This window comes from Rhodococcus sp. IEGM 1366 (genome assembly GCF_033142425.1).
Classification (GTDB): domain Bacteria; phylum Actinomycetota; class Actinomycetes; order Mycobacteriales; family Mycobacteriaceae; genus Rhodococcus_F; species Rhodococcus_F globerula.
The window spans coordinates 258,835-284,322 of record NZ_JAWLRZ010000008.1 but is presented as its reverse complement, the minus strand read 5'-3'; the positions used below and the strand labels follow the sequence as shown (position 1 = coordinate 284,322).

The window sequence follows — 25,488 nt, the reverse complement described above, 5'->3', positions numbered from 1 at the left end:
AGTGGTGACCGTCACCGAGAATCAGCCCACCGGTGGCACCGAGACAGACGAACGGTGCCTGCCACGCGGCGAGTGGCAGGCACCGTCAAGGATGTGCTTGTCCGTCAGCCCAGTGCGCGCAACCGCGGTGCGAGATCGCGCTCGAACAGTTCGAGGAACCGGCGCTGATCGTGTCCGGGTGCGTGGAACACGAGGTGGTTGAGTCCGGCGTCGACATAGGCCTTGACCTGTTCGACGGCGTCGTCGGGATCGGACGCGACGATCCAGCGCTTCGCGACCTGCTCGATGGGCAGCGCGTCGGCTGCTGCTTCCATTTCGATGGGGTCTTCGATGCTGTGCTTCTGCTCCGGAGTGAGCGAAAGCGGCGCCCAGAATCGGGTGTTCTCGAGCGCGGCTTCGGGATCGGTGTCGTAGCTGATCTTGATCTCGATCATCTTGTCGATCTCGGCGACGTCACGCTCGGCCTTGGCAGCGCCTTCCGCCACTGCGGGCAGCAGCTTCTCGGTGTAGAGATCCATGCCCTTGCCGGACGTGCAGATGAAGCCGTCACCGGCGCGGCCCGCGTACCGAGCCACAACCGGTCCACCGGCTGCGATGTACACGGGGATACCACCCTCGGGAACGTCGTAGATCGAGGCGCCGCGAGTCGTGAAGTACTCACCCTCGAAGTCGACGCGGTCACCGAGCCACAGTTCGCGCATCAGCCGAACCGACTCGCGCAGCCGCGCAAAGCGTTCCTTGAACTCCGGCCACTCGCCCTGGAATCCGGTGGCGATCTCGTTGAGCGCCTCACCACTGCCCACACCGAGCATGATGCGTCCCGGGTACAGGCAACCCATGGTCGCAAAAGCCTGCGCGATAACGGCCGGGTTGTAGCGGAACGTCGGAGTCATCACCGACGTGCCGATCTGCACGCGCTCGGTCCGCTCGCCCACTGCCGTCATCCAGGCCAGTGAGAACGGTGCGTGGCCGCCGTTGTGTCGCCACGGCTGGAAATGGTCACTGACCGCAACGGAATCCATGCCGTGCTGTTCGGCGAGAACTGCCAGCTCCACCAGCTCCCGAGGCCCGAACTGCTCCGCCGAGGCCTTGTATCCGAGCTTGAGCTCCTGCGCCACTGTGTGCTCCTCTTCGTCTTTGTTTTGCTATGACGTGTAAATCGCCTTCTCTGCACACTATCCAGGCCACTCCAGGACTTCTACGTGTGGATCAGCGGGCGAGGCTCGTAACCACCGTTGCCACTCCGGCCGCAACCGCCACGGCGGCCAGTGCCAGGGCAAACAGCCAGAGCGCGTGCGGTTCCGGCATCGGGGCTCCGTCTTCGAGCGCCTTCTTCACCTGCAACCACCGACGCATCCCCACCAGTGCGGCTGCCGCCGCCAACACAATCAGGACAAGACCGAGCGTGGTGCGCACCCACCCGGTACTCCACCCCGGAACCAACTGCACTATCGCGATCCCACCGGCCAACAGCGCCAACGAACTTCGCATCCACGCCAGGAAGGTTCGCTCGCTGGCGAGGGTGAATCGTTCGTCCGGTCTATTGGGTTCGGTCACGAGTGCTCCACTCCGTGGGTAACGACGATGTCCGGATCTTGACGCCAGTCGTACACCACCGCCGTCCGCAGCACGATGTCCTGCAACGAGCGTCGACGCCGATCGATGACCGCCCAGCCGAGCCCGAAGGCAAAAAGCACACACAGCACGGCCCGAACAAGTGCCAGCGGCCAGCGAACCAGCCGATGCCCCGACGTGATGACCCGCAAGCCCATGACCACATTGCCGACAGTTCGGCCGGTGGTCGCCCAGCACACCGTCAGATACACAGTCGAGACCGTGATGAATGCCGTCGTGGACAGGAAGATCCCGGGCTGAGAGAACGTGAACGTCTGCGGCGAGAACAGCAGTCGCACAAAGGCCACCGCGAGGTATCCACCGCCCATCAGAACGAGTACAACACCCAGGTCGATCGCTCCGGCGATACCGCGGGTCACAATTCCGGCGGGACCCGAATTCTGGGATGTCGCCACTACTCCTGCCCTGCGTTCTCGTTGTTCTTGTCGGTCTTGTCGGTCTTGTCGCGTCCGAAGAGTCGACCGACAAAATCAGCAACGGCGTCGTCTGCCTGCATCCCCTGCACGCGGGCACCCTGGACCGCTTCGGTGGACAACGACCCAGTGGACTCGCGGATGATCTGTGGCAGATCCACGCCCTCGATGACCTGGTCCGCGATCTTCACCAGATCAACCCGGTAGATCTGCCGTTCGATGTCGACGGAATCGACGATGCCGTCGAGGTCGAGCCGATTGATCACTGCTTCGACATCCAATCGCCGCGCAATGTCGTCCACGTCGATGCGATCGATGATCGGTTCCAGCGACACACGTTCGGCGATCCTGTCGACGTCGATGGTTTCGGCAATAGTGTCGAGGTCGACGTTGTCGATGACGATCTTGGTGATGTCGACTTCGTCCAGCGCCGCTGCCACCACGGCCTTGATCACCGTCCGCAAGGTTGTGTCGGCAAACGCGGCGGTAGAGGCGATTGCGTCGTTGCCGAGGGCACTCACCTGAACAATTGCGTGGTCCAGCGGCTCTCCGACGATCGGAATCCGCGGAACGGAGTCCAACACGGCAGTCGCCGCTCGCCGGGCCGTGGCAAGCGTGATCGACGCCAATCCGAAGCCCAGACGCACAAGATCGGGCGCAGGTCGATCCGGTTGTGCACCCACGAGACCGCCCTCCACCACTCATCCAGCTGAATAACGGACATTCGTTACTCTGCTTCGCATTGTGCCACTGTTGGTATACACAATTCGCCGGGACGAGCAGCAACCGTCAGCATCAAACGTGGGGAGACGTGATCGTGACGCGATTCGGGAAACACTTCGGTATCCATCATCTCACGATGGCGGCGGTAATGGTCGCAGGCTTTCTGAGCCTGACCGCCCCTACTGCGTCGGCACAGTCCACGGTCACGAGGTTCGACGTCTATTCACCGTCCATGGACCGGTGGATCAGCAACGATGTCATCTCCCCCGCCGGCGGGGGCCCAGCGCCCACGTTCTACCTCTTGACCGGGGTCGGCGGCGGCGAAGACGGGATCTCGTGGTTCAACAACACCGGGGTTCGCGATTTCTTCGACGACAAACACGTCAACGTGGTGATGCCGATCGGCGGCAAGTACAGCATGTACACCGACTGGAATGCCGACGACCCGGCGCTCGGCCGCAACAAATGGCAGACGTACCTGACGCAGGAACTCCCCGCGGCGGTGAACTCTCGCTACAACACAACCGGGGTGAACGCTCTCGGCGGAGTGTCGATGGCCGGCGGGCCGGTACTGGACCTCGCCATTCAAGCGCCGGGACTGTACCGCGCTGTCGGTTCGTACAGTGGTTGCCCTCGAACCGTCGACGGGCTGGGACAGATGGCGGTTCGATCCATGGTGGAAGTTCTCGGACGCGGCAACGTCCACAACATGTGGGGCCGGCCGGGCGGACCGCAGTGGGCTGCCCACGACCCGTTGGTCAACGCCGAAAAGCTCCGCGGCACACAGCTCTTCATCGCCACGGGTAACGGTATCCCCGGACCGGTGGACGGCATCAACTCGATCCCCGCGATCGCCGGAGTCATTCCCGGCAGCGTGCTCGAAGGGATCACTCAACTGTGTACCGCTGCGCTGCAGGGGCGGTTCGCACAACTCGGCATACCGGCCACATTCAGCTACCGACCCGAGGGCACCCACACGTGGGGGCTCTTCGAAGCGGACATGCGCGCGTCCTGGCCGATGATCGCGGGGGCGATCGGAGCGTAGGAGTCGGGTTTGCTGAAGAGCTGACATAGGTTCTGCGCAGTGAGCAACCCTTCCCGTCTGCAGGAGGGGCTGCTCACTTGCCGAAACCTATGCTCACTCGCCGCACTCACGCCGCCAGCAGCGCGGGCAGTCCCCACTCCCTGGCCAACAACTGGTACGAGCGCAGTCGGTCCTCATGCCTATGAGTAACGCCGGTGATCACCAATTCGTTTGCACCGGTCAGCTTCTGCAGACGCTCGAGCCGGTCCGCAACGGTGCTGGGCGAGCCGACGAACTGAGTGATCAGCCTGTCCTCCACCAAGGCGCGCTCGCGCTCGGGCAACGGGAGCGCAGTCGCGGGATCCGGGTACGGAATTGCTCCGGCACCGCTGCGAATGCTGTGCGCCCAATGCCCGAAGGTGGACGCCAACTCCCGCGCTGTGGCGTCGTCCTCCGCCGCGACGACATCCGCAGAGACCACGACATACGGCTCCGCCAGCGTGTCCGAGGGACGGAACGCGGCGCGGTAAGCCTGCACCGCTTCGAGTGTGCTCGACGGCGCCACATGGTAATTCGCACCGAACGGCAACCCGAGCTTTCCCGCGAGCTCCGCACTCGGCCCGGCACTGCTGCCGAACACCCACACCTCGACGTCGGCGCCTTCGCCAGGACTCGCGTGCAATTCGATGCCGTCACGGGTGCGGTGGGTGCCGTTCAACAGGGCCAGGATCTCGCCGACGTGCTCCTCGAACTCGGGGGCCTGTGCGCCGGGAAATGCCAAGGCCTCCAGCGACGCCTGCAGACGCGGTGACGTGAGCAGTCCGGAAATATCGAACGGCGCCGGGATCACAACACCCTCACGCACCACTGTCTCCCTGGGTGCACCAGGCACGGTCTTGCCGGCGGCAACGGCTCGAAGCGCTTCCACCCGCCGTTGGCCGCTGCGGCCGATACCCAGATCGATCCGCCCCGGGTACAACGCGTCGACGGTACCGAATGCCTCCACCACCTCGGCTGCCGTGTTGTTACCCAGCAGCACGGCAGCGGACCCGACGCGAATAGTGTTGGTGGCAGCAGCAATCAGCCCGACGAGTACTGCCGGGGACGAGCTCGCGACGCCGACAAAATGGTGCTCCGCAACCCAGTACCTCTTGTACCCCCAGGATTCGGCAGATCGCGCGAGGTCCAGCGAGTTTCGCAGCGCGTCTCGCGCCGTACTGCCCTCGCTGATCGGCGACAGGTCCAGAACTGACAGCGGCACCGTCATGTCAATGCACTTCCGGAATCTTCTCGCCGGCTTCGACCGCAAACGGAAGGCGATTCTCCGCGAGGGCTACGGGGCACGTCGCGTAATCGGTGAAGGCACACGGCAGATTCGACGCACGATTGAAATCGAGGACTACCGCACCACCGGGCACTGGTGGGCTTACGTGCAGCGAACGCGCTGCCGGATAGGTGGTCACCCCGCTGGTCGCATCGGTGAACAGAATGTGAAAGCCGTCGTCTTTGCCGGCGAACGCAATCAGAGTCCGAGTTTCACCGTCGTACTCGAAACTGATTGTTCCGCGCGCATCGTGGTGATGTTCGAGCCTCTCGACGACGGCGCCCGTCGTCACTGTTCGAGCCTCGTTGAAAGCGGTGAAGACAGCGTCGATGCGCCACTGCGGATTCGGATCGAAGGTCGGGATACCGCTGAACTGCGCCAGAGCCGGTGCAAGCGGATCGTGAATGCGCAGAGCGACCTCACCGGTGCGGCGGATGACCTCGACTCGACGGGGCCCCTGGTTCACGATCAATCCCGGCGCGCCTTCGACGGGTGTCAGGGTGACCGAACCGTCCACGGCAACACCGTCGATCGAGAGGTCGTCTGCCGGCCTCGCGGTGACGACAACAGCATCTGCGTCGGCCCGCCATGCACCCGGTAGGTCCGAGAAAGTGGAATCGGTGTCCACCAGCCAGTGCAGGGCGGTCAGGCTCAGCCAACCGAGCGGCTCGGCAAAGGTGGCGTCGCGCAACGCATGCCACGCAGTCCATTCGTCGACAAAGGTGGTGTCTCTGGTCTCGGTGACGGTCATGATGCGCGAACTCCTTCGGCCTGCTCGTGGGGATGACGCAACCCGAGGTGGCTGCGCAGAGTTGTTCCTTCGTACTCGGTGCGGAAACTGCCGCGGTCCTGCAACTCGGGTACAACGGTGTCGATGAACTCGTCGAGACCCGCCGGCGTGAGATGAGGGACGAGGATGAATCCGTCACTCGCGTCACCCTGGACGTAGCTGTCGATCTCGGCAGCCACCTCCGCTGCGCTGCCCACAAACTGTTGACGGGCAGTCACATCGATGATCAGTTCACGGATGCTGAGGTTTTCCGCTTCGGCCTTTGCTCGCCACTGGTCCGCAACGGCGCGGGGATCCTTGACGTGACGGACGCGTCCACGGGTGATGTTGACGTCGTCCGTCGGGTCTTCCTTCGGCAGCGGGCCGTCGGCGTCGTACTCGGAAAGGTCTCGGCCCCAGACTTGTTCGAGGAAGGCGATAGCGGTCTGCGGTCCGACCTGCTGCCTCCGAATATGATACGCCTTCTCCTGGGCGTCAGCCGCGTTGTCACCGAGGACAAAGGTGGCGGCGGGGAGAATTTTGAGGTCGGCGTGCGTCCGTCCGTACTTGGCGAGGCGCCCCTTCACGTCCGCGTAGAAAGCCTTTCCGGCTTCGAGCGTTCCGTGGCCGGTGAAGATGGCGTCGGCTTTGGCTGCCCCGAATTCTCGGCCTTCGTCGGAGTCACCTGCCTGCAGGAGAACTGGGTGACCTTGCGGGCTTCGAGGTACTTCGAATCGTCCGGAGATGTCGAATTGTTCGCCGGTGTGCGAGAACTGGCCGACCTGCTGGTCGGTGGCAAAGATTCCGCGCTCACGGTCGACGAGCGGGCGAGTGACACTCCAACTGTCCCACAGTGTCCGCACCGCGTCGACCAATTCGTTGGCGCGGGCGTATCGCTGCGAGTGTTCCAGATATCCACCGCGGCGGAAGTTCTCACCGGTGAAAGCGTCCGACGAGGTGACCAGATTCCAGGCTGCCCGGCCGTCCGAGAGATGATCGAGCGTGGAGAACTGTTTGGCCAACTCGTACGGTTCGTTGAAGGTGGTGTTGATTGTTCCGGCAAGTCCGAGATGTGTTGTCACACCGGCAATCGCGTTGAGAATGCTGAAGGTGTCCGGGCGGCCGACCACGTCGAGATCGTGAATTTTGCCCTGATGTTCGCGCAGTCGCAGCCCCTCGGCGAGGAAGAAGAAGTCGAACAGGCCGCGTTCGGCACTGCGTGCAAGATGCTCGAACGAGCTGAACTCGATCTGACTCTTCGAGGCCGGATCAGCCCATACGGTGGTGTTGTTCACACCAGGGAAGTGAGCACCCAGATGAACTTGCTTACGAATCTTGTTCTGTGTCATCGAATTTCCTGTTCTTTTCTCGCCGCTACGCAAACTGATTGACGGGGAGTCCCAGACCCAGCCGCTCCCGCAGCGTCGGGGCGAGGTTCGGCCTCGGATTGAACGCGGGCAGTACATCGGCGGTGATCTTCGCTGCCCCGGCTGCCAGGGCCAACGGTCGCAGCACCACTCCGTCCAGCCCGGCCGAACCACTGATCTCGCGAAGCAGCGTGGTCAGTCCGCCGGCGTCGCCGCGGTAGAACACCGAGTGCGGCGTGTACGGCGCTCCTGCCCACTCTTCGAGTTCGGCGAGGGCGTCGTCCGCTGCCCCGCGATCGGCACCGAGCAGAACATCGACGTCGAGCAGAACACGAACGGTACGGCCGTTCTCCGCGGCTTTGTCGTGGACCAGCCGGGCGGTGGCCTGCGCCTCACCCAGGTCGGCGGCGGAGATGCGGATGAGATCGGCTCGCTCGGTTGCCAACTGCCGCGCCTGCGGCTTGCTCGCGTCCACCACGATCAGCGGTTGCCCCTGCGGTGAGCGCGGCGTGATGGACGGCCCCTTGACCGAAAAATTCTTGCCCTCGAAATCTATGTAGTGCAGCTTGTCCCGATCGATGAATCGTCCGGTCGGCACATCTCTGATCTCGGCGTCGTCCTCCCAGCTGTCCCACAGCCGGCTGACCACCTCGACGGCCTCCGATGCTTCCTCCCACAGCGAGTGTTCGCTCTGCACGGCCTTTCGGCCGAACAGTGATGCAGCCGCGTCAGTGTCGGATACCTCTACCTGCCAACCCGCCCGGCCCGAAGACGAGAAGTCGATACTCGCGATCGCTTTCGAGATGTGGAACGGTTCGGTGTGGGTGACGGTCGCGGTGGGAACCAACCCGATCCGCGAGGTCACGCCGCTCAATCGGGCAGCTGTGGCAACTGCTTCCAGTCGACCACGCGTTGCATGCTGCCCCTGGGTCTGCAGGGCAAACGAATCCGGGAAGAAGGCCAGGTCTACGCCTGCCCGGTCGGCGGCGGTCACCAGGTCCACCCAGTAGGACGAGGTGAACACTTCTTCGGCCCGCGAATCCTCGCGGCGCCACGAATAGGGGTGCACACCGGTGCCCTCGAATTCGAGGCCGATCAGAAATGCTGCGGAATTATGCTCGGACATGTTCGGCCTTTCCGGCTGCGTGGTCCCGCCCGGGGATGGCACCGAGCAGTGTTCGGGTGTAGTCGTGGCGGGGATTGTCGAATATTTCTGCGGTAGTGCCGATTTCGACCAGCTGGCCGGATTGCATGACACCGACGATGTCGCTGATCTGCCGCACTACTGCCAGATCGTGCGAGATGAAGAGGTACGTCAATCCGAGTTCGCGTTGCAACTCGTCGAGGAGCGCCAGAATCTGTGCCTGCACCGAAACGTCCAGGGCGGATACCGGTTCGTCGAGGACAAGCAGATCGGGCTTCAGTGCGAGTGCTCGCGCAATCGCCACACGCTGCCGCTGCCCGCCGGACAGTTCGGCAGGTCTGCGGCTGCCGAACTGCCCGGGCAGGGCAACCTGGTCGAGTAGTTCCGCGGCGCGGGCCTGCTGCTGAATTCGAGTGCCGACTTTGAAGGCACGCAACGGTTCCGCCACGATGTCGACTATCGAGAGCTTGGGATCGAGGGATGCGTACGGGTTCTGGTAGACGAGTTGGATCTTGCGGCGTAGTTCACGCAGATCGCTGCCCTTGACCTTGCTGATATCCGCGCCGTCGAAGGTGATGGTTCCCGAATCCGCCTGCTCCAACCGCACTGCGATGCGCGCCGTCGTGGATTTCCCGGACCCGGACTCCCCCACCAACGACACTGTCTGTCCACGCGGTACGGTCAGCGACACATCGTTGACCGCGGTGATAGCACTGCCTCGTCCGACGGTGAAGCGCTTGGTGATCCCCGCCAGAGTCAGCAACGGAGTTGCGTGCGCTCGGACCGGACGATCGATGGGTCCCGATGACAGGCTCGGCGCCGAACTCAGCAATTTCTTCGTGTAGTCGTGTCGAGGATTTCCCAGAATCGTTTCGGTGGGCCCGGATTCGACGATCCGACCGTCGTGCATCACCAGAATCCGATCCGCGCGATCGGCGGCCACTCCCAGGTCGTGTGTGATGAGGAGAACTGCGGCACCGGATTCGGCGATCCGCTCGTCCAAGTGGTCGAGGATCCGTCGTTGGACCGTGACGTCCAGGGCGCTGGTGGGTTCGTCGGCGATGATCAGTGCCGGGTTCGCGACCAGCGCGATGCCGATCAGAACTCGTTGCCGCATACCGCCGGAGAGTTCGTGTGGGTACTGCCGTGCTCGGATCTCCGGACGATCGATTCCCGCGCGCTCGAGCACCTCGATGGCGTCGAACCGCGCTTTCCGTCGGTCGGCCAGGCCGTGAATACGGAGGACTTCGGCAACCTGATCACCGATCCGGGTTACCGGATTGAGTGACGTTGTGGGGTCCTGCGGCACCAAACCGACACGTGCACCACGGATTTTCTGCCAGGCCCGGTCCGAGTAGTCGTCGATACGTTCGCCCTCGAACTCGACGCTGCCCCCGGTGACGTGTCCGCTGCCGGAGAGCAGTCCGAGAATCGCATGGGCTGTTGTGGACTTTCCGGAGCCCGATTCACCCACCACTGCAACAACTTCACCTCGGCCGACCGTGAAACTCACGCCGTGTACCGCGGGTGCGGCTCCGTAGGAGATCTGTAGGTCGGTAACGGAAAGCAACTGATCCTGCGTTGTGCTCATCGCCGGTTGCTCCTTTCGATCTCGTGTCCGATGCGATGCGCTGAGATGACCACGGCAACAATGGCGAGGCCGGGAAGTGTTGTCATCCACCAAGCATTGGCGAGGAAGTTCCGCCCCTCGGACACCAGCGATCCCCATTCCGGGGTGGGCGGTACCGCTCCGAAGCCCAGGAAACTCAACGCGGACACCGCAAGTACTGCCTGCCCGAATTCGACCGCAGACAATGCGATCACGGGCGCATACGAATTGGGCAGGATATGGCGGCGCAGAACTCCGAGCCACTGCACTCCCGAACCGAAAGCCGCCTCGACGTACTGGGCGCTGCGTACCCGCATCACCTCGGCACGCATCACCCTGGCGAAGTTCGCGACCATCGCCACACCCACTGCGATCGCGACGTTGATGGTGCCGAAACCCAGTGCCGTGACCAGTGCCAGCGACAACAGCAAGGCAGGAATCGAGAGCAGAACGTCGACGATGCGCATCAGCACTGCGTCGACAACCCCACCGACAAATCCTGCAATCAGCCCGATCAACGATCCGACGATCAACGCGAGACCGACGGCCACGAGAGTCGCGGTCAAGGACAACGCAGCGCCGTGCACAAATCGTGTGTAGAGATCTCGTCCCAGGTTGTCCGTTCCGAACCAGTGCGCCAGGCTCGGTCCCTGCAACTTGTCGGCCGGCACGCCGGATAACGGGTCGCCACTGGCAAATACGCCAGGTGCCACGGCAAAGCCTATGGCCAGAGCCACGATCAGCACCGAAATCAGCAGACCCGGCTTACTGATCCGTCGGATCACCGAAGTTGTCCGACGCGTGGTAGCCGGTGACTTCTCCTCCGGTATCGGATCGAGCAAGAGTGGTTCGATCAACGTGTCAGACATGCGCCGGCTCCAGATCTGTCGAGCTTTCGGACTGTGACTTCCCGGTGTCGGACGTCTTGGCCGAGATAATGCGTGGGTCGATCAACGGATAGAAGAGATCGACCGCCAGGTTGACGAGCACAAATGCCAAGGATGCAAAGACAACCACGCCTTGGACTACCGGAGTGTCCTGCGCCATCACCGACGTCTGAGTCAGACGCCCGACTCCGGCGCGGGAGAACACCGTCTCGACGACCACCGAACCGGCCAGCAGAGTTCCGACCAGCACACCGGCAATGGTGAATGCCGGAATGCTCGCGAGTCGCAACGCATGACGGGTCTGCACGCGCCACCGGCTTGCACCCTTGGCGTACGCGGTCTCCACGTGTGGCGAACGCAGCGTCGACTGCAGGCTGGTCGTGAGCACCTGCGCGATCACGGCGCCAGTCGGGATCGCCAGGGTGATCGCCGGGAGAATAACCGTCGCGAATCCCTTGTCTCCGAATGCGGGGAAGATGTGCAACCGGAACGAGAAGAGCTGCAGCAGAATCAGACCCACCCAGAAGGTAGGCACTGCCACACCGAGAGGAGGCAGCGAGAACAGCAGGTTCGCGAGCCAGCGCTTACGGGTGTAGGTAGCAAAGAACGCGATCGACACTCCGAACAACACAGCAAGAACCAAACCCGTGGTTGCCAGCACCAACGTGCTCGGCAGCGCCGAGAAGATCGCATCCGTCACCGACTGACCGGTGGAGATCGACGTGCCGAAATCACCGCGCAGCGCATTGGTCAACGAAGTCCAGTACTGCGCCCACACCGACTGGTCCAGGCCGTATCGCGCTCGAAGCTGTTCGAGTGCAGCCTGATCCACCGCCACACCCTGCCCTGCCGACTCCGCAGCCATGCTGACCGGATCACTCGGCAGGAGGAACAAGATCACGAACGAGATGGTGAACGCTGCCCAGAGGACCAGCGCAGCCTGCCCCAGTCGGGCGAGTACGTATCGCGTCATGACTTACTTACCCGACAACCATGCGTCGTAGAACTGCAGACGTGAGGAGGCCTCGAACTTCAGATCCTGCACCGAGGCTCCAGCGCCGACTGCCTGCGACAGTTCGATCGTCGGAATCGAGAGTCCACGATCGATGATCAGTTCCTGTGCCTGAGCGACCAATTCACCGCGTGCCGTTGTGTCGGTGGTTGCGAGCTGCTCCGTCAATACCTTGTCGAGTTCCGGATCGGCGGTGCGCTTGTTGAGGTTTCGACCGTCGATGCCGAATGACGCCCGAAGAATGTCCGCATCTGCACGAGTGGCGTTGTAGTACACAGCATCGTAGTCACCCGAAGTCTGCTTCTCGGTGAGTTCCCCGTTGGACAGCAGGTTGAGCTTCGCATCCACACCCACCTTCCGCAGCTGCTGCTGAACCAGCTCGAGGATTGCCTGGTTGCCGGCGAACGCCGGGCTGAAGGAAATCGCGAAAGTCAGTTTCTGGCCGTCCTTCTCACGCACTCCGTCTGAACCGGCCTTCCACCCTGCCGCATCGAGTAGCCTTTCCGCCTTGTCAGCGTCATAGGTCACGACACCTGATTGATCGGCATAGAGCGGAGTGGTGTGCGCAAGTGGGCTCGTCGCCGGGAAGAACGACGGATCCAGCACCGTGTCGACAAGTTCCTGCCGATTGACAGCGGGGATGATCGCCTGGCGCACAGCCTGATCGGCAAGAACACCGCGGCTCACGTTAGGCTGGAAGAAGAAGCTCACCCCGGGATTGGGCCGGGTGAGAATTCGTCCGCCTGCCGCTTCGATCTGCGGAGCGTCCTGCGTCAGTGCATCACTGACCGCATCGAGCTGCCCCGATGCGACACTGCCCGCACGCACTCCCGACTCCGGCACAACCGTGAAGTTGACTCCGTCGAGGTACGCCTCCCCCTGATGGCCGGTCACATCCGAGGCCCAGTTGTACCCGGCGCGCTTCTCGATCGCGACCGAGCGATCCTGCTGCCAATCCGTGTAGACAAACGGGCCGGATCCGACAACAGCTGCCCCGGCGCAACGCTGCTCCGACGGTAGCGCCGTGGTCGAGTCCGCCAGAATGCCGAGCTGCGGCGTCGAAGTTGCCTGCAGGAACTGAACATTGGGCCCCGAGAAGTTGATCTTGGCCGTGTGTGCGTCGACAACCTCGGTGCCCGTGTACGAGGACAGGTAGCTCTTTGCCAGCGCGGCGTTCGGGCCCAGATCCTTGACCACGTCGAAGTTCTTCTTGACCGAGTCCGCCGTCACCGGCGTGCCGTCACTGAACGTGACATCGTCGCGCAACGTGAACGTGAAGGTTGCTGCATCGGGGCTGATGTCCCAACTCTTTGCCAGCCACGGTGTGATCTCACCCGTCTCCGGATCCTGGTCGGTCAGCGAATCAACCACGGTACGAGTGACATACACGGTCTGATTCGTGCCCGCCTGTGCGGGGTCGGCGCAGGTAGGCGCCGTCGAGAGTCCGTAGCGCAGGGTTCCACCTGACTGGGCCGGACCGGCGTCGGCGCTGGTGTCGCCACTACTGGTGCTGCAACCGGCAAGTACGGTGCCGAGAACCGAGATAGCGCCGATACCAGCGGCGACGGTGACGCGTGAGCGCGCACCGATTGAGCGTGAAGACACCAAGAACTCCTAAAGAGGCATGCGGAAAAGCGCGCTTGTCGCCAACCGGAGAACGGGGCAAGCAAGCACGAATCAGCTACGAAGAGAAGAGAAAACAGGCTTACCCACGTGCGGGAGCCTCGAGAGACTGACCAGGGTCAACTACGACGGCAAACATCGCGGCCATGGTCAGTGAGTACAGAACGATCCTGCTGTGCGGCACAGGTCTACGTGACGACGCGACCACGCGGTATCGAAACCGCCTTCAACTGCCTTCATTACTTCATTCCTCCATCGATCCTGGCGGTAGCACCCTCACGCGATGACACGAAGGGTTGCTGCGACTTCATTGAGCCAGGTCTCTCTGTCGCTCGAGATGGTCTTTCGCAAGTCTACGAGATGATCGCGAGTTGTCAACTCGTTCAGTAGGAATTGCAGGCTACGCCACATTTTCGGGAACCCCGCCGCGCTCATGCCGATACCCGCCGGTCGTAGTCATGCCGTACCTGCAGCTTCTTCTCGAATGGATGAATCCCCACCTCGAGCGGTGATAGTGCAGTGTCGTACAGCGGTGCGTAGCCACAGGACAAGTAGAGCGCGACCGCTTCGGGTTGGCGCGGACCGGTTGTGAGATAGACCCTGCGATATCCCCTAGCTGCGATCTCGGACTCCAACTCCCGGACGACGATCTTTCCGAGGCCACGCTGACGAAAGGACGCTGACGTCCAGATTCTTTTCAGTTCGGCAGTGGTGGAATCGAATTGACGAAACGCGCCACCGGCGATGGCTTGATCACCGAGCGTGAGAACCAGCAGCGCTCCGTGCGGAGGCGCAAATTCCTCGGCCGGATAGGTGGTGAGATCTTCGAATATCTCGTCACGCGTACCGCCGTATCGCGAACTGTATTCCAGCGCCAATTCCGCGATGAGCGGCGCTGCCAGCGGATCGTTCTGCGACACCGATCGCACCTCTACGCCGCCGATTCCCGCAATCTCGACACTCATGTGATCTTCCTTTCGGTTTCCTTGCGCCGCATTCACCGCACCCCTAACTGGAATTGCTGCGGCGACAGAGCATTTCCTTCCACCAGATCAGCCACCAGCTCACCCAACGCCGGCCCGAATTTGAATCCGTGTCCGGAGAAACCTGCGGCGACGGTGATCGCACCGACCCTGTCGATCACAAAATTGCTGTCAGGTGTGCTGGTGTACAGGCAGGTCAGGGACTCGACCTGCGTCGAATCGACACCCGGCAACCAGGCTTCGGCATAGTCGACCAGACGCTGTTCGCCTGCGATGTCGGGCGTGTAGCTGCGAGTCTGCGGAGTCACCTCCGGCCCCGTCGCATGCTCGCCGATCTTGATGCCGTCTTCGGAACCGAGCCCGTAGATCCCGGCTGTGTCCAGCTCTGCACCGGGATGATGGACAAAGCTCGGCCACGCGGTTCCCGGATCGAGTGGCGCAAAGTGTGCCGGTTGTTCTTGCGTCGTGCGCAAAGTCGGCAACACGACCGATGCGCCGAGTTCGCTTCGCCCGATCAATTCCGCGGTCCACGCGCCGGCGGCAATAACGACGTGCCGCCCTCGCAGCGTCCCGCCCTCCGTGATCACGTCGACGCCGTACGACGCCTCGGCAACTGCCAGGACGCGCGTGTCGTGGCGGACGTCAGCTCCCTCGAGTCGCGAACCCGCTTCGAGGGCGACGACAGCGCGGTCCGCGTGCAGCCTGCCCGCGTCGGGGTGATGGAGGACTGTCGTGTCGAATCGCAGCCCCGGCCAGCGGGCCGACGCTTGTGCAGGAGTGAGGATCTCACCCTTGATGCCCGCTTCGACAAGTACCCGCGACTTGGTCAGTACCGCAGCGGGCAGCCCGTGATCAACGGCGCCCGTCAGTTCCAGAAACCCGATGTCCGTTGTGGTTTCCAACTCCCGCCACAGCGGTAGAGCCGACGCTGCCAGCCCGGTGTACAGGTGATTGTCGTAGGCCTGCCTGTAGATACGTGACGTGCCGTGTGACGCACCGTGCTTGTGCCCCGGCGTGTACTGCTCGAGCTGTACGACGCTGTGCCCGCGCGCCGCGAGCCGCCACGCGACGGAGGACCCGACAAGCCCTCCGCCGATGACGATCACATCGACTATCTCACTCATCGACGGATACTCACTTGGTCTTCGGGAGACCGGGCGGGTTGATCAGCGACGTGTCGACGGCTTCACCGGTGATGTTCCAGCGCTCGAGAATCTGCTGGTACGTGCCGTTCTCGATGGTGTGGTTGATGGCGTCGTTAATAGCCTTGATCAGTCCGTTGTCCTTCTTCACCAGCACAGCGATCTGACCTTGCAGGGTGTCACCCGCACCGGAGAACTCCCCGACCACCTCGGTTTCACCCGACTGCTTGGCATGGAACTGCGACGACGGGTTCGGTCCGAAGTAGGCGTCGATGCGGCCGGACTGCAGCGGGAGGTAGTAGTCGGTTGTGTTCTGGTAGTACGAGATGTCGGTTGGTGCCAGGCCGGCCGCAACATTCTGCTCGTTCCACTTGACCAGCAGCGCTTCCTGATTGGTGCCGGAACCCACCGCGATCTTCAGCCCGGCAATGTCCTTGGGCGCGGTGATGGATACCCCGGCGCCCTTCTTGGCCTCGAATGCGAGGGTGTCCAGGCGATAGGTGGCAAAGTCGTACTTCTCCTTACGCTCCTCTGTGACAGTCACATTGGAGAGGAACGCGTCGGCTTCACCGGAGTCTATCCGGACGAAGTTCTGTGCCCAGTCAGCCGTCTGCAGGTCTATCTTCAACCCGAGTACATCACCGATCAGGTAGGCGAAGTCCGTTTCGGAACCGATGAGGGTTTTGTCATCGTCGGCGTAGAAGCGAAGCGGCGGAGCGGATCCGGCGCTACCGGTCACTCGCAGCGTGCCGCTGTCGCGGATTTCCGCAGGAAGCTCGGCAGCGATGGAATCGACTTTCGCTGTGGTGATGCGATTCTGCTCGGCGGTGAGGTTGTAACCCGCGGCGGCGGTGCCCTGGCTACCCTCGGACTCTGCGTCCGCACTGCTGCACGCAGCGCTGAGCAGTCCGACTGTGGCGAGAGCCGAGATCAGGAAGGTCGCGCGGCGGGATCGGGAGAACATCAGTGTGTGCCTTTCGGAAAATGTGTCTGAGCGTCAGAGAACGCGGGAGAGAAATGCTTTGGTCCGTTCGTGGACGGGATTGTCGATCACCTGCGAGGGCGGGCCCTGTTCGACGATGACGCCGCCGTCCATGAAGACTGCGGTGTCCGCCACCTCGCGGGCGAAGCCGACTTCGTGCGTGACGATGATCAATGTTGCACCGTCACGGGCAAGCTGGGCAAGAACTTCGAGAACTTCACCAACCAGCTCCGGGTCCAGCGCCGACGTCGGTTCGTCGAAGAGAATCACAGCCGGCCGCAGCGCCAGGGCTCGGGCAATGGCAACGCGCTGCTGTTGGCCACCGGAAAGTTGACGCGGATACTGATCGGCTTTGTCTCCCACACCCACTCGTTCGAGTAGGGCCCTTGCCTCTCGGTACACGTCGTCGCGATCACGCTTCTGTGCCGACAGCGGGGCTTCCACTACATTTTCGAGAGCGGTGAGATGGGGAAACAGGTTGAAGTTCTGGAACACAAAACCGATGTGCGAGCGCTGCTTCAGGATTTCGCGATCGCGCAGTTCGTGTAGCCGATTTCCCTTGCGCCGGTATCCGATCAGTTCCCCGTCGATCCGCACTGTTCCCCGGTCGACCTTCTCGAGGTGATTCAGGGTGCGCAGCAGAGTGGATTTTCCCGAACCTGACGGCCCGAGGATAACGGTCACCTCGCCCTTGCGGACCAGGAGATCAACGCCGGCAAGCACTTCCAGCGCACCGAACGACTTGTGGATGCCACGCGCCTCGACGGCATAGACGTTGTCTTCGAGCAATTCCGCGGTCATCGGGTCGCACCTCTCGGAATGTCGAGACGCGCATCACGAATCTCGTTGAATTTGTTGCGCGCCTTCTGCAGAGGCGTCAGCGGGAGAGCCCTAGCGGAGCCGCGAGCGTAATGACGTTCGACGTAGTACTGGCCGATGGAAAGCAACGTTGTGAGGATGATGTACCACAGTGTTGCAACCATCAGGAGCGGCACCACTCGTCCGTTGCGCCCGAAGATGACCTGTACTTGGTAGAACAGTTCGGCGATTGCCATGGTCGAGACGATGGACGTTCCCTTGAACAGCCCGATCACCTCGTTCGCGGCGTTGGGAAGAATTGCCCGCATCGCTTGCGGCAGAATGATCTTGAAGAACTGGCGCCGGCGCGGAATCCCCAGCGAATGAGCGGCTTCGATCTGACCGTGATCCACCGAGATGATGCCCGAGCGGATGATCTCCGCGGAGTACGCAGCCTGATGCAGCGCCAAACCGATGACAGCTGCGGTGAATCCGCCGATGACGCCACTGGTCTGGAACGTGAAGAACTCCGGCCCGAACGGTATTCCGAGAGAGAGCGTTTGGTAGAGGTAGGTGATGTTGAACCAGAAGAGCAACTGCACGATCAGTGGGATCGAGCGGAACGCCCAGATATAGGTCCAGGCGATCACCTGCAGAACCGGATTATTCGACAGTCGGCCAAGTGCCAGCACGACTCCGAGACCGAACCCCAGGATCGTTCCCCACAAGGTCAGTTTGATCGTCACCCACAAGGCGGCAAGCACCGATTTCGCGGTGAAGTACTGCGCGAACGTCGGCCAGTCCCAGCCGGGATTCACCACAAGACCGTGGATGAACTGGGCCAGCAAGATCAGCACTATCGCACTGACCACCCATTGGAACGGATGCCATGTGCGGGCAACAACAAGCTCCGAGTCGGAAAGCCGCGGCTCGGCTACCGACTTCTCGGGACGAATCTCGGTCGGCGCGCTCACAGCGCACTGCCTGACGGAGTGGACATCACAAAATAGACCTTTCGAAAAATGGGAATGCTGCGCGACGAATTTTTGGTGCCGAGAATTTCGGTCAGCGACAGTGACACGACGCGGTACGACGCAGGTCGATGTGACGTCGACGGTGCGGTGCGTACGCGTTCGAACCGGCGCACGAAGCAATACCGGCGCAGCGAGTGATACCCATGTGATGCCTTCCATCGGTCCTGGCAGAAAGCACCCGCTCCCGATCACTCGGGGGGTTGCTGCGACGTCGATGAGCCAGGTCTCTCGGTCGCTCGAGATGGTGAGCAAAGACTAGACGCTGAATCCACGGTCGTCAAATATTGTATTTCCCTGCGAGACAAGGGAAATAGGGATCTATGCGCGTTGAAATCAGGCTGATCGCAAGCCTCCCGACAGCGGCGAATGCAGTGTTGGATGAATGAGCCGTATCCGATGCCCCGAGCCACCGCTCATCCCCGAATCACCCTGCAGTACCGTCTGCGGAGTGAGCGGACTGGACGCATTTTTTATTCTCGTGGCAGGTATCGGTGCCGGGGCGATCAACGCCGTGGTGGGCAGTGGAACCCTGATCACGTTCCCCACCCTCGTGGCTTTCGGTATGCCTCCGGTCACTGCGACGATGTCCAATGCTGTCGGCCTGGTCGCCGGCGGCGTTTCGGGCACCTGGGGTTACCGACGCGAATTGTCAGGGCAATGGGACCGGCTTCGGTGGCAGATTCCGGCGTCGCTCGCCGGGGCGCTATTCGGCTCGTGGTTGCTGATGCACCTACCTGAGAAGTTATTCGAGACGATCGTTCCGGTATTGCTGATCCTGGCGCTCGCTCTTGTCCTTCTCCAACCACGCATCCAGGCCTGGGCGAAGAAGCGCTCCACCGAAGAGACAACGTTGTCGACCTCGAGGTTGATGCTCCTGACCGCCGGCACGTTTGCCGTCGGCATTTACGGCGGCTATTTCACCGCCGCCCAGGGCATTCTCCTGATCGGTGTGATGGGTGCCATCCTTCCCGAAACCCTGCAGCGAATGAACGGCGCGAAGAACCTGCTCTCACTGCTCGTCAACATCGTCGCGGCGGTGATGTACATCAGCTTGGCCTTCGACCAGATCAATTGGGCAGCAGCCGGTTTGATCGCAGTCGGCTCACTCGGCGGAGGTGTACTCGGCGCCCGCTACGGGCGACGCCTGTCCCCCACCGCGCTGCGGTACACGATTGTCGTCGTCGGCCTGATCGGACTGTGGCGCCTGCTCGCTTGATCGCCCACGTCGGACGCGGTTCCCACATACTTGAGACATGACCACAACCGCGAATGAACCCCAGTGGACCTACCTCATGGACATGGACGGAGTCCTCGTTCACGAAGAGCACTTGGTGCCGGGAGCGGACACGTTCCTCGCCGAACTGGCATCGAACAACATCCCGTACATGGTGCTGACCAACAACTCGATCAGAACTCCGCGAGACTTGCGGGCACGCCTACTCAACTCCGGTCTCGACATTCCGGAGAAGTCCATCTGGACCTCAGCGCTGGCGACCGCCACCTTCCTCGCAAATCAGCGACCGGGAGGCAGCGCGTATGTGGTCGGCGAATCCGGCCTGACCACGGCACTGCACGACATCGGATACGTCCTGACGGACAGCGATCCCGACTACGTCGTCCTGGGAGAGACCCGCACTTACTCGTTCGAGGCAATCACCACCGCGATCAGATTGGTCGAGCGAGGCTCGCGGTTCATCGCGACCAACCCCGACGCCACCGGACCGTCGCGAGACGGCTCGCTACCTGCCACCGGTTCCGTTGCCGCCTTGATCACCAAAGCCACGGGACGCGACCCGTACTACGTCGGCAAGCCGAATGCCCTCATGATGCGATCAGCATTGCGGTCCATCGGCGCTCATTCCGCCAACACCTTGATGATCGGCGACCGGATGGACACCGACATCGTGTGCGGCCTGGAGGCGGGCTTGCAGACCATCCTTGTCATGACCGGGATCTCGACACCGGCGTCCGTGGAGCTGTATCCCTACCGCCCCACCATTGTTCTGGAATCCGTCGCCTCCCTTGTCGGAAATACAACGGACCCTTTTCGTAGCACTAAGTAAAGACAATTCGGACATATCGCCTAAATAGAACGGGTAGTTAACCAGACGAATGAATAACGCAAAACAAAGGAAACGTAAAACCTTTGTCGAGTTGGACAAACGGGAGAATTCTTCAAGGTTGAACTAACGGATTGGTGACTAGTCGCAGGTAGGCGGCTTTTCCCAGCTCAAACCTAAATTTTCAATTTGGGCGAAATATTCTTTTCAAAACCGGTAACGAATCGTTTGCCATGGCTGATACTCATTTCTGAACGACCCAATTCGGACTCCCCAGAAATGAGCTCTCCATGAAGAAACAGACAAAGGGTGCGATTGCGGCAGCAGCCGCGGGCGCACTACTCCTCGGCGGCGCAGGTTCACTCGCATACTGGAGCGACAGTTCGACGATCGGCGGAAACACCATTACCGCCGGCGAGCTGCAAATCGCAGATTGCGTCGCAGCTGCAGGCACCAGTGGATGGGCGTCGACGAACCCGACGACCATTGCCATTCCCACCGCAGACCTTGCTGCATACAGAATCGTCCCGACCGAGGTGCTCGAGTACAACTGCACCACATCGATCACCGCAATCGGCGATCGATTGAACGCCGTCATCGAGGCGGATCCCGCTTCGATCACAGCTGGCACGACAGCGGCAACCGGCGCCACTGCCGGGGAGCTCCTCGCCAACATCGATGTCGAGACCACTGTCACCGTCGACGGCAATGTCGTGACCGCTGCGAGCCCCCTGACAGAAGCCAACAACGGCGACGCGGTGGCCGTCACGGTTGTCATCACATTCGCCAACGTGAACGACCTTGTTGCTCAGGGTGCGTCGATCAACTTGACGGATCTCGCGCTCAAGATCGAGCAAACAGCCATCAATCCCTGAGGCTGCGAAACCGTGAGAGCTAAAGCCTGGGGGGCACTCGCAGGTGCGTCGGTCATCGTGGTGATGTTTGCATCAGCACAACAGACCGGCGCCCTGTGGCGTGCCGAGACTCCAGTGTCCGGGCTGCAAATGACAGCAGACACGTTGGTCCTACGCCTGGGCGCAGATTACGCGAGTGCGACCGAGAGTTACACGATGACTGGTTTCGGAGGTACCGCCATGAGTCTGGGCGCCTACTCCCAGAAACCCATCACCATCGCGAACCGCACTCCGATGATCGTCGAATACGAACTGACCTCGGCAAGCCAGTCGCAGCCGGAACCGAAACTCAATCTCACGGTGTGGCAGGTAGGCAGCAATGCCGATTGCCCGACAACAGGAACGCCCACCGGCACGCAGCTCTACACCGGGACGCTGACTGCGGCCAAGTACCCAGCGACTCCGCTACCGACACCCAGGCCCACTCTTTCACCGAACACGTCGTCAACGTGGTGTCTGCGAGCGACCGTCAATGCAAGTGCCGCACAAGGTCAGTCGACTACCGCAACCTTGAACTTCAAGGGCACACAATTCGTTCCCCCACGCACGCAGCCGTAGTGAGGATTTTGATGGACGCACAGCACCGCGCACAACGAAGCGGACCTATCTGGTGGATCACTTCCATTGCCAGCTGGCTGCTTCTGCTTGTCCTCAGCGCGCTGATCATTGCAACAATCGTGGTGCCGTACCTTGCTCGGGCGCAGCGATATACGGTTCTGACAGGCTCGATGTCGCCGACCTACAAGCCTGGTTCCCTGATTGTCGTCAAGGAAGCAGACGCAAACGATCTCGCGATCGGAACTCCCATCACGTTTCAGTTGGAGTCCGGAAAGCCGACTGTCGTGACACATCGCATCGTCGCCATCAGTGAGAACACCCGCGGCGAACGAGTTTTCACCACACAGGGAGACGCCAACTCCATTCCGGATGAAAAACCGGTAATCCCGGAACAGATCAGAGGGAAGGTCTGGTACAGCTTTCCGTATCTCGGATACGTGCACAGCTGGCTGACCGGGGAGCAACGCAAGATCATCCTGAGCATTGTTGTCACCGCTCTCGCCGCTTATGCCGTCTATATGTTTGTCAGTGGAACGCGTGAGGGCCGCAGAGACCGACGCAATCGCGCCGCGAATGTCGACGACGTTCAGATGTCTGACGATATCCAGCTATCCGAAACAGCCACCGCGTCACACAACGAAAGCGCCGGACATGTCACGACACTCTGAAAACACGCCCAGCAGAGTTCGAATGATGCTCAGTAGTGCGCGGGTTCGCGCACTACTCGCACTCGGGATGGTTCTGGGAACAGGTGCGGTCGGAACCATGGCTGCGTGGACCGACACAGCTACAGCCACCTCGGGCGCATTCAGTACGGGAACCATCGATCTCCAACTGAACGGAAACCAAGGAAACCCCACCGCATACGCATTCGTCGCGCTTACGAAAGCCAATATGTCTCCGGGACAGAGCATTGCAGCCATGCTGCCAGTTCAGAACAAAGGGTCTGTAGCCTTCACCTACACCGCCAATACAACATCGACGACGTCTACTCTCGCTCCGTACCTGAAAGTCTCGACGTACTCGGGAGGGACCGCAGCCAATGCCAGCAATGTCGGAACCTGCAGTGGAACGTCGATCATCGCAAATACGTCCCTCGTGAACGGGGGTACAAGCGCAAACATCATCGGCACTCGTTCACTGCCCGCCACCTCCGGCGTCGACGACATCTGCTTTCTCGTGGCTTTGGACGCGGCAGCGCCGACGACAGTCCAAGGCACCACTGTGACAGTTACATTCAACTTCACTGCAACGTCGGTGTGAGCGCGCCATGACCCGAGAGAAGCATTCACATCGACGCGGTCGCGTTCGGGATCTCGCGCTCACGATCGGCGCATGCGCCGGAGTTCTGTGCATCGTGATCGCGGCGGCGGGCCTGTTTCTGGGGATCAAGCCGCTCGTCTTCCGATCGGGCTCCATGGAACCTGAAATCAGCACAGGCGCACTGGCTTTCTCTCGATCAACACCTGCCGATGAGATCGCCGTCGGTGACGTTGTCAGCGTGACCAATACTCAGGGCACTCGGATTACCCACCGCGTCGACAGCATTGCTCCGCAGGCTGCGGGCGTAGTACTGACTCTGAAAGGTGACGCGAACGCCGAGGCTGACATCGAGACGTACTACGTCACAACCGTTGATCGAGTTCTGTTCAGCATGAACAAACTTGGCTACCTCGTGTCCTGGGCATCCGGACCGATCGGCGTCTTCCTCGGCGGTGTTCTCGCCGGAATCCTGCTGATGATCGCGTTCAGGCCCGGTGGGCCTCGACCGAACCGCCCGGAGCCTCCGACTGGCGAAAGCATCGAGACGACAAACAGACACGTTATCTCTTCACCATCGGATACCCCTTCGCGTGCAACCCGATCGGGCACGCTCGTGAAAACCACGATTGCCGGACTAACTCTCGTGTCCGTCTCGCTCGGCATTGCCCAGACCGCGGGAACTGCTGCGGCATTTCAGGACCCAGCTGCGGCGGCTTCAACCTTCTCGGTAGCCACTGCTCCTCGGGTTCCAAGTGTTACCTGTTCTACTGTGAGCGTCCTAGGACTGTTGGCGTCCTCCACACTCTCCTGGACTGCACCTGCCGGTGGCCCCTACACGTACAAGGTCATCGTTCGGCAGAACAGCCCATCGTCCATTGCGAGTACAACGGACAACATCAGTACCCTCACCACGACAGTAAGCGTCGGTCTGCTCGGTATTCTCGCCGACGGCGCGTACACGGCGGAGATCTACACCAAGATCGGCTCGCTGGTGTCGACTACGTTCTTCCCCGTCCCTCTTACCGTCGGAACACTAACCGGAACCAAATGTGTCAAAGAGGGCGCGCAGACCGTTCCTACAGGGTTCGCCGCCCGACTGGCACCCGCCACGGCTCCCGAAACAACGTCGACGACTACGGCCGCACCCACAACGTCGTCTGCCGGCGAGACGACAACAAGCACGTCGACCTCGGCAACAGAATCATCTCCGACACCGACGACCCCTCCTGAAACGACAACTACCGCAACCACAACCACAACCAACGAAACAACAGCAACACAGACCACGACCTTGCCGACCACAACCACAACCACAACCACCCTGCCAACTACTTCGACAACGACTGCGGTTGTCCCAGTTGGGGATCCCAGTGACTCGGGCACCTATTTCGCTGCAATAGTGACTGGTGAATCAGGCCGGTTTGCCTCGATCACCGACTCGTCGGGAACCGAGATCTTCCGCACCTCAGTTGGCCTCGACGACGAATTGCATTGGCTCACTGGCGCTGACGAATTGTGGATACTCGGATCCAGCGGACCTCGTAAGGTCAGTAAGATCGCAGGGCAGTGGACGTCCACCTCGCCCACAGGTGAACTCCCCGCTGAAATTGCTGCGCTGGTGAGCAAATGAAGAAACAGTGGAAAGGCGCCCTGGCGGCCACCGCGGCGATTGCGGTTCTTCTCGGCGGAAGTGGCACGCTCGCTTCGTGGAACGATTCCGCAACTGTGCTCTCCAAGACGGTTACTGCCGGCACCCTTTCCCTCGGACCATGCACCGTGGGACCTGGCGGACCCACTGCAACGGGGTGGTTCTATCGCAACTACGATACTGCCCCCTATACAGCGATCCCAGACATCTCGACCTTCCGAACCTTTCCCGGCCAGGACGTCTATTACTCCTGCAATTCGAAAGTATCCGCCACCGGTCCTCGCCTGCGGGCCGACGTAGTCGCACAGACCGGAACAATCGGCGGCGCCCTGGCGCCGTACTTGGACGTGAACGTCTTCCTGTCCGACAGCGCCAACGCGGACATCACAGACTTCACGAGCGACTACAACGGACAGGTCATCAACGTCATCGTTCTGTTCCAGTTCATGCGGAGCAATGACAACGGTGGTCAGAATCAGAGCGTTTCGATTCCGTCGTTCAAGCTGGTCACGCAACAACAACCGATCGGATAACACAAAATCGCTCTGTTCGTCTGAGTGCACGAACAGAGCGATT

The 25,488-nt window shown here is 61.4% G+C and carries 27 protein-coding genes and 1 riboswitch; of the genes, 9 read left to right on the top strand and 18 right to left on the bottom strand.

All coding sequences use genetic code 11. The features are described from left to right. Positions 1-104: 104 nt before the first annotated feature. The 4 genes from fgd to R4P64_RS24835 all read right to left on the bottom strand — a co-directional run bounded on the left by fgd (position 105) and on the right by R4P64_RS24835 (position 2,731). Complete coding sequence (fgd, locus tag R4P64_RS24850; protein WP_033235619.1) at positions 105-1,118, bottom strand: glucose-6-phosphate dehydrogenase (coenzyme-F420); 1,014 nt, start codon at positions 1,116-1,118, stop codon at positions 105-107. A gap of 91 nt (positions 1,119-1,209) precedes the next feature. Then, positions 1,210-1,557 (bottom strand): YidH family protein, encoded by a 348-nt coding sequence (locus R4P64_RS24845; RefSeq protein ID WP_033235620.1) that lies wholly within the window; start codon positions 1,555-1,557, stop codon positions 1,210-1,212. Next, a complete protein-coding gene (locus R4P64_RS24840; RefSeq protein ID WP_045064034.1) occupies positions 1,554-2,030 on the bottom strand; it encodes an RDD family protein in 477 nt (158 codons plus the stop codon). Before R4P64_RS24840 ends, R4P64_RS24845 begins: the two co-directional genes overlap by 4 nt. After that, the gene (locus R4P64_RS24835) at positions 2,030-2,731 is read right to left on the bottom strand and encodes a hypothetical protein (protein ID WP_317823116.1); all 702 of its coding nucleotides are present in this window, start codon (positions 2,729-2,731) and stop codon (positions 2,030-2,032) included. The genes R4P64_RS24840 and R4P64_RS24835 overlap by 1 nt, the downstream gene beginning before the upstream one ends. Before the next feature lie 176 nt (positions 2,732-2,907). Between R4P64_RS24835 and R4P64_RS24830 the strand changes: the two genes are divergently transcribed. Beyond that, positions 2,908-3,816, top strand: a complete 909-nt coding sequence (locus tag R4P64_RS24830) for an alpha/beta hydrolase (protein ID WP_045066596.1) — start codon at positions 2,908-2,910, stop codon at positions 3,814-3,816. 106 nt (positions 3,817-3,922) lie between these two features. Here R4P64_RS24830 and R4P64_RS24825 read toward each other — a convergent pair whose 3' ends face one another. The 14 genes from R4P64_RS24825 to R4P64_RS24760 form a co-directional block, all read right to left on the bottom strand. Further along, positions 3,923-5,062, bottom strand: coding sequence for an LLM class flavin-dependent oxidoreductase (locus tag R4P64_RS24825; RefSeq protein ID WP_317823115.1), 1,140 nt, complete (start codon positions 5,060-5,062; stop codon positions 3,923-3,925). A gap of 1 nt (position 5,063) precedes the next feature. Beyond that, entirely contained in the window at positions 5,064-5,870 is an 807-nt protein-coding gene (locus tag R4P64_RS24820; RefSeq protein ID WP_317823114.1) for a DUF1684 domain-containing protein, read from the bottom strand. Continuing rightward, positions 5,867-7,237, bottom strand: a complete 1,371-nt coding sequence (locus R4P64_RS24815; RefSeq protein ID WP_045064039.1) for an NtaA/DmoA family FMN-dependent monooxygenase — start codon at positions 7,235-7,237, stop codon at positions 5,867-5,869. Before R4P64_RS24815 ends, R4P64_RS24820 begins: the two co-directional genes overlap by 4 nt. Before the next feature lie 25 nt (positions 7,238-7,262). Then, positions 7,263-8,381, bottom strand: coding sequence for an LLM class flavin-dependent oxidoreductase (locus R4P64_RS24810; RefSeq protein ID WP_233364365.1), 1,119 nt, complete (start codon positions 8,379-8,381; stop codon positions 7,263-7,265). Then, entirely contained in the window at positions 8,368-9,990 is a 1,623-nt protein-coding gene (locus R4P64_RS24805) for an ABC transporter ATP-binding protein (protein ID WP_317823113.1), read from the bottom strand. The genes R4P64_RS24810 and R4P64_RS24805 overlap by 14 nt, the downstream gene beginning before the upstream one ends. Beyond that, positions 9,987-10,877, bottom strand: coding sequence for an ABC transporter permease (locus R4P64_RS24800; RefSeq protein ID WP_317823112.1), 891 nt, complete (start codon positions 10,875-10,877; stop codon positions 9,987-9,989). Before R4P64_RS24800 ends, R4P64_RS24805 begins: the two co-directional genes overlap by 4 nt. Further along, positions 10,870-11,868 (bottom strand): ABC transporter permease, encoded by a 999-nt coding sequence (locus tag R4P64_RS24795; RefSeq protein WP_033235628.1) that lies wholly within the window; start codon positions 11,866-11,868, stop codon positions 10,870-10,872. Before R4P64_RS24795 ends, R4P64_RS24800 begins: the two co-directional genes overlap by 8 nt. A 3-nt stretch (positions 11,869-11,871) precedes the next feature. Beyond that, positions 11,872-13,512: an ABC transporter substrate-binding protein gene (locus R4P64_RS24790; RefSeq protein ID WP_317823111.1), complete on the bottom strand. Its 1,641-nt coding sequence runs from the start codon at positions 13,510-13,512 to the stop codon at positions 11,872-11,874. A gap of 168 nt (positions 13,513-13,680) precedes the next feature. Further along, on the bottom strand, positions 13,681-13,770 hold the full coding sequence (locus R4P64_RS24785; RefSeq protein ID WP_317823110.1) for a putative leader peptide: 90 nt from the start codon (positions 13,768-13,770) through the stop codon (positions 13,681-13,683). A gap of 9 nt (positions 13,771-13,779) precedes the next feature. Beyond that, positions 13,780-13,874, bottom strand: a riboswitch (SAM riboswitch). An 87-nt stretch (positions 13,875-13,961) separates the two neighbouring features. Further along, entirely contained in the window at positions 13,962-14,495 is a 534-nt protein-coding gene (locus tag R4P64_RS24780; RefSeq protein WP_033235630.1) for a GNAT family N-acetyltransferase, read from the bottom strand. 32 nt (positions 14,496-14,527) lie between these two features. Further along, positions 14,528-15,637 (bottom strand): FAD-dependent oxidoreductase, encoded by a 1,110-nt coding sequence (locus R4P64_RS24775; protein WP_317823109.1) that lies wholly within the window; start codon positions 15,635-15,637, stop codon positions 14,528-14,530. A 10-nt stretch (positions 15,638-15,647) separates the two neighbouring features. Continuing rightward, positions 15,648-16,619, bottom strand: coding sequence for an ABC transporter substrate-binding protein (locus R4P64_RS24770; RefSeq protein WP_317823108.1), 972 nt, complete (start codon positions 16,617-16,619; stop codon positions 15,648-15,650). A 33-nt stretch (positions 16,620-16,652) separates the two neighbouring features. After that, entirely contained in the window at positions 16,653-17,438 is a 786-nt protein-coding gene (locus R4P64_RS24765; RefSeq protein ID WP_033235633.1) for an amino acid ABC transporter ATP-binding protein, read from the bottom strand. Beyond that, on the bottom strand, positions 17,435-18,409 hold the full coding sequence (locus R4P64_RS24760; RefSeq protein ID WP_317542479.1) for an amino acid ABC transporter permease: 975 nt from the start codon (positions 18,407-18,409) through the stop codon (positions 17,435-17,437). The genes R4P64_RS24765 and R4P64_RS24760 overlap by 4 nt, the downstream gene beginning before the upstream one ends. Before the next feature lie 508 nt (positions 18,410-18,917). Between R4P64_RS24760 and R4P64_RS24755 the strand changes: the two genes are divergently transcribed. The 8 genes from R4P64_RS24755 (at position 18,918) to R4P64_RS24720 (ending at position 25,445) form a co-directional block, all read left to right on the top strand. Beyond that, on the top strand, positions 18,918-19,685 hold the full coding sequence (locus tag R4P64_RS24755; protein ID WP_317823107.1) for a sulfite exporter TauE/SafE family protein: 768 nt from the start codon (positions 18,918-18,920) through the stop codon (positions 19,683-19,685). A gap of 37 nt (positions 19,686-19,722) precedes the next feature. After that, complete coding sequence (locus R4P64_RS24750) at positions 19,723-20,532, top strand: HAD-IIA family hydrolase (RefSeq protein WP_033235637.1); 810 nt, start codon at positions 19,723-19,725, stop codon at positions 20,530-20,532. 287 nt (positions 20,533-20,819) lie between these two features. Further along, positions 20,820-21,404 carry an alternate-type signal peptide domain-containing protein gene (locus tag R4P64_RS24745; protein ID WP_033235638.1) on the top strand — a complete coding sequence of 195 codons (585 nt, stop codon included), beginning with the start codon at positions 20,820-20,822 and terminating at the stop codon, positions 21,402-21,404. Positions 21,405-21,416: 12 nt separating this feature from the next. Next, positions 21,417-22,001, top strand: coding sequence for a hypothetical protein (locus tag R4P64_RS24740; protein WP_317542481.1), 585 nt, complete (start codon positions 21,417-21,419; stop codon positions 21,999-22,001). Positions 22,002-22,012: 11 nt separating this feature from the next. Next, positions 22,013-22,669: a signal peptidase I gene (locus R4P64_RS24735; RefSeq protein ID WP_317823105.1), complete on the top strand. Its 657-nt coding sequence runs from the start codon at positions 22,013-22,015 to the stop codon at positions 22,667-22,669. Positions 22,670-22,694: 25 nt separating this feature from the next. Beyond that, positions 22,695-23,264, top strand: coding sequence for a SipW-dependent-type signal peptide-containing protein (locus tag R4P64_RS24730; RefSeq protein ID WP_317823104.1), 570 nt, complete (start codon positions 22,695-22,697; stop codon positions 23,262-23,264). Between the two features lie 7 nt (positions 23,265-23,271). Then, positions 23,272-24,894, top strand: coding sequence for a signal peptidase I (locus R4P64_RS24725; RefSeq protein ID WP_317823103.1), 1,623 nt, complete (start codon positions 23,272-23,274; stop codon positions 24,892-24,894). Further along, positions 24,891-25,445: an alternate-type signal peptide domain-containing protein gene (locus tag R4P64_RS24720; protein WP_052683305.1), complete on the top strand. Its 555-nt coding sequence runs from the start codon at positions 24,891-24,893 to the stop codon at positions 25,443-25,445. The genes R4P64_RS24725 and R4P64_RS24720 overlap by 4 nt, the downstream gene beginning before the upstream one ends. The last annotated feature ends 43 nt before the right edge of the window (positions 25,446-25,488 follow it).

Bases quoted from the DNA above. Each gene is read 5' to 3' on its own strand.
- R4P64_RS24830 (WP_045066596.1), top strand. From the start codon at position 2,908: ATGGCGGCGGTAATGGTCGCAGGCTTTCTGAGCCTGACCGCCCCTACT.
- R4P64_RS24825 (WP_317823115.1), bottom strand. From the start codon at position 5,062: ATGACGGTGCCGCTGTCAGTTCTGGACCTGTCGCCGATCAGCGAGGGC.
- R4P64_RS24820 (WP_317823114.1), bottom strand. From the start codon at position 5,870: ATGACCGTCACCGAGACCAGAGACACCACCTTTGTCGACGAATGGACT.
- R4P64_RS24815 (WP_045064039.1), bottom strand. From the start codon at position 7,237: ATGACACAGAACAAGATTCGTAAGCAAGTTCATCTGGGTGCTCACTTC.
- R4P64_RS24810 (WP_233364365.1), bottom strand. From the start codon at position 8,381: ATGTCCGAGCATAATTCCGCAGCATTTCTGATCGGCCTCGAATTCGAG.
- R4P64_RS24805 (WP_317823113.1), bottom strand. From the start codon at position 9,990: ATGAGCACAACGCAGGATCAGTTGCTTTCCGTTACCGACCTACAGATC.
- R4P64_RS24800 (WP_317823112.1), bottom strand. From the start codon at position 10,877: ATGTCTGACACGTTGATCGAACCACTCTTGCTCGATCCGATACCGGAG.
- R4P64_RS24795 (WP_033235628.1), bottom strand. From the start codon at position 11,868: ATGACGCGATACGTACTCGCCCGACTGGGGCAGGCTGCGCTGGTCCTC.
- R4P64_RS24785 (WP_317823110.1), bottom strand. From the start codon at position 13,770: ATGAAGGCAGTTGAAGGCGGTTTCGATACCGCGTGGTCGCGTCGTCAC.
- R4P64_RS24780 (WP_033235630.1), bottom strand. From the start codon at position 14,495: ATGAGTGTCGAGATTGCGGGAATCGGCGGCGTAGAGGTGCGATCGGTG.
- R4P64_RS24775 (WP_317823109.1), bottom strand. From the start codon at position 15,637: ATGAGTGAGATAGTCGATGTGATCGTCATCGGCGGAGGGCTTGTCGGG.
- R4P64_RS24770 (WP_317823108.1), bottom strand. From the start codon at position 16,619: ATGTTCTCCCGATCCCGCCGCGCGACCTTCCTGATCTCGGCTCTCGCC.
- R4P64_RS24765 (WP_033235633.1), bottom strand. From the start codon at position 17,438: ATGACCGCGGAATTGCTCGAAGACAACGTCTATGCCGTCGAGGCGCGT.
- R4P64_RS24750 (WP_033235637.1), top strand. From the start codon at position 19,723: ATGACCACAACCGCGAATGAACCCCAGTGGACCTACCTCATGGACATG.
- R4P64_RS24745 (WP_033235638.1), top strand. From the start codon at position 20,820: ATGAAGAAACAGACAAAGGGTGCGATTGCGGCAGCAGCCGCGGGCGCA.
- R4P64_RS24735 (WP_317823105.1), top strand. From the start codon at position 22,013: ATGGACGCACAGCACCGCGCACAACGAAGCGGACCTATCTGGTGGATC.
- R4P64_RS24730 (WP_317823104.1), top strand. From the start codon at position 22,695: ATGCTCAGTAGTGCGCGGGTTCGCGCACTACTCGCACTCGGGATGGTT.
- R4P64_RS24725 (WP_317823103.1), top strand. From the start codon at position 23,272: ATGACCCGAGAGAAGCATTCACATCGACGCGGTCGCGTTCGGGATCTC.
- R4P64_RS24720 (WP_052683305.1), top strand. From the start codon at position 24,891: ATGAAGAAACAGTGGAAAGGCGCCCTGGCGGCCACCGCGGCGATTGCG.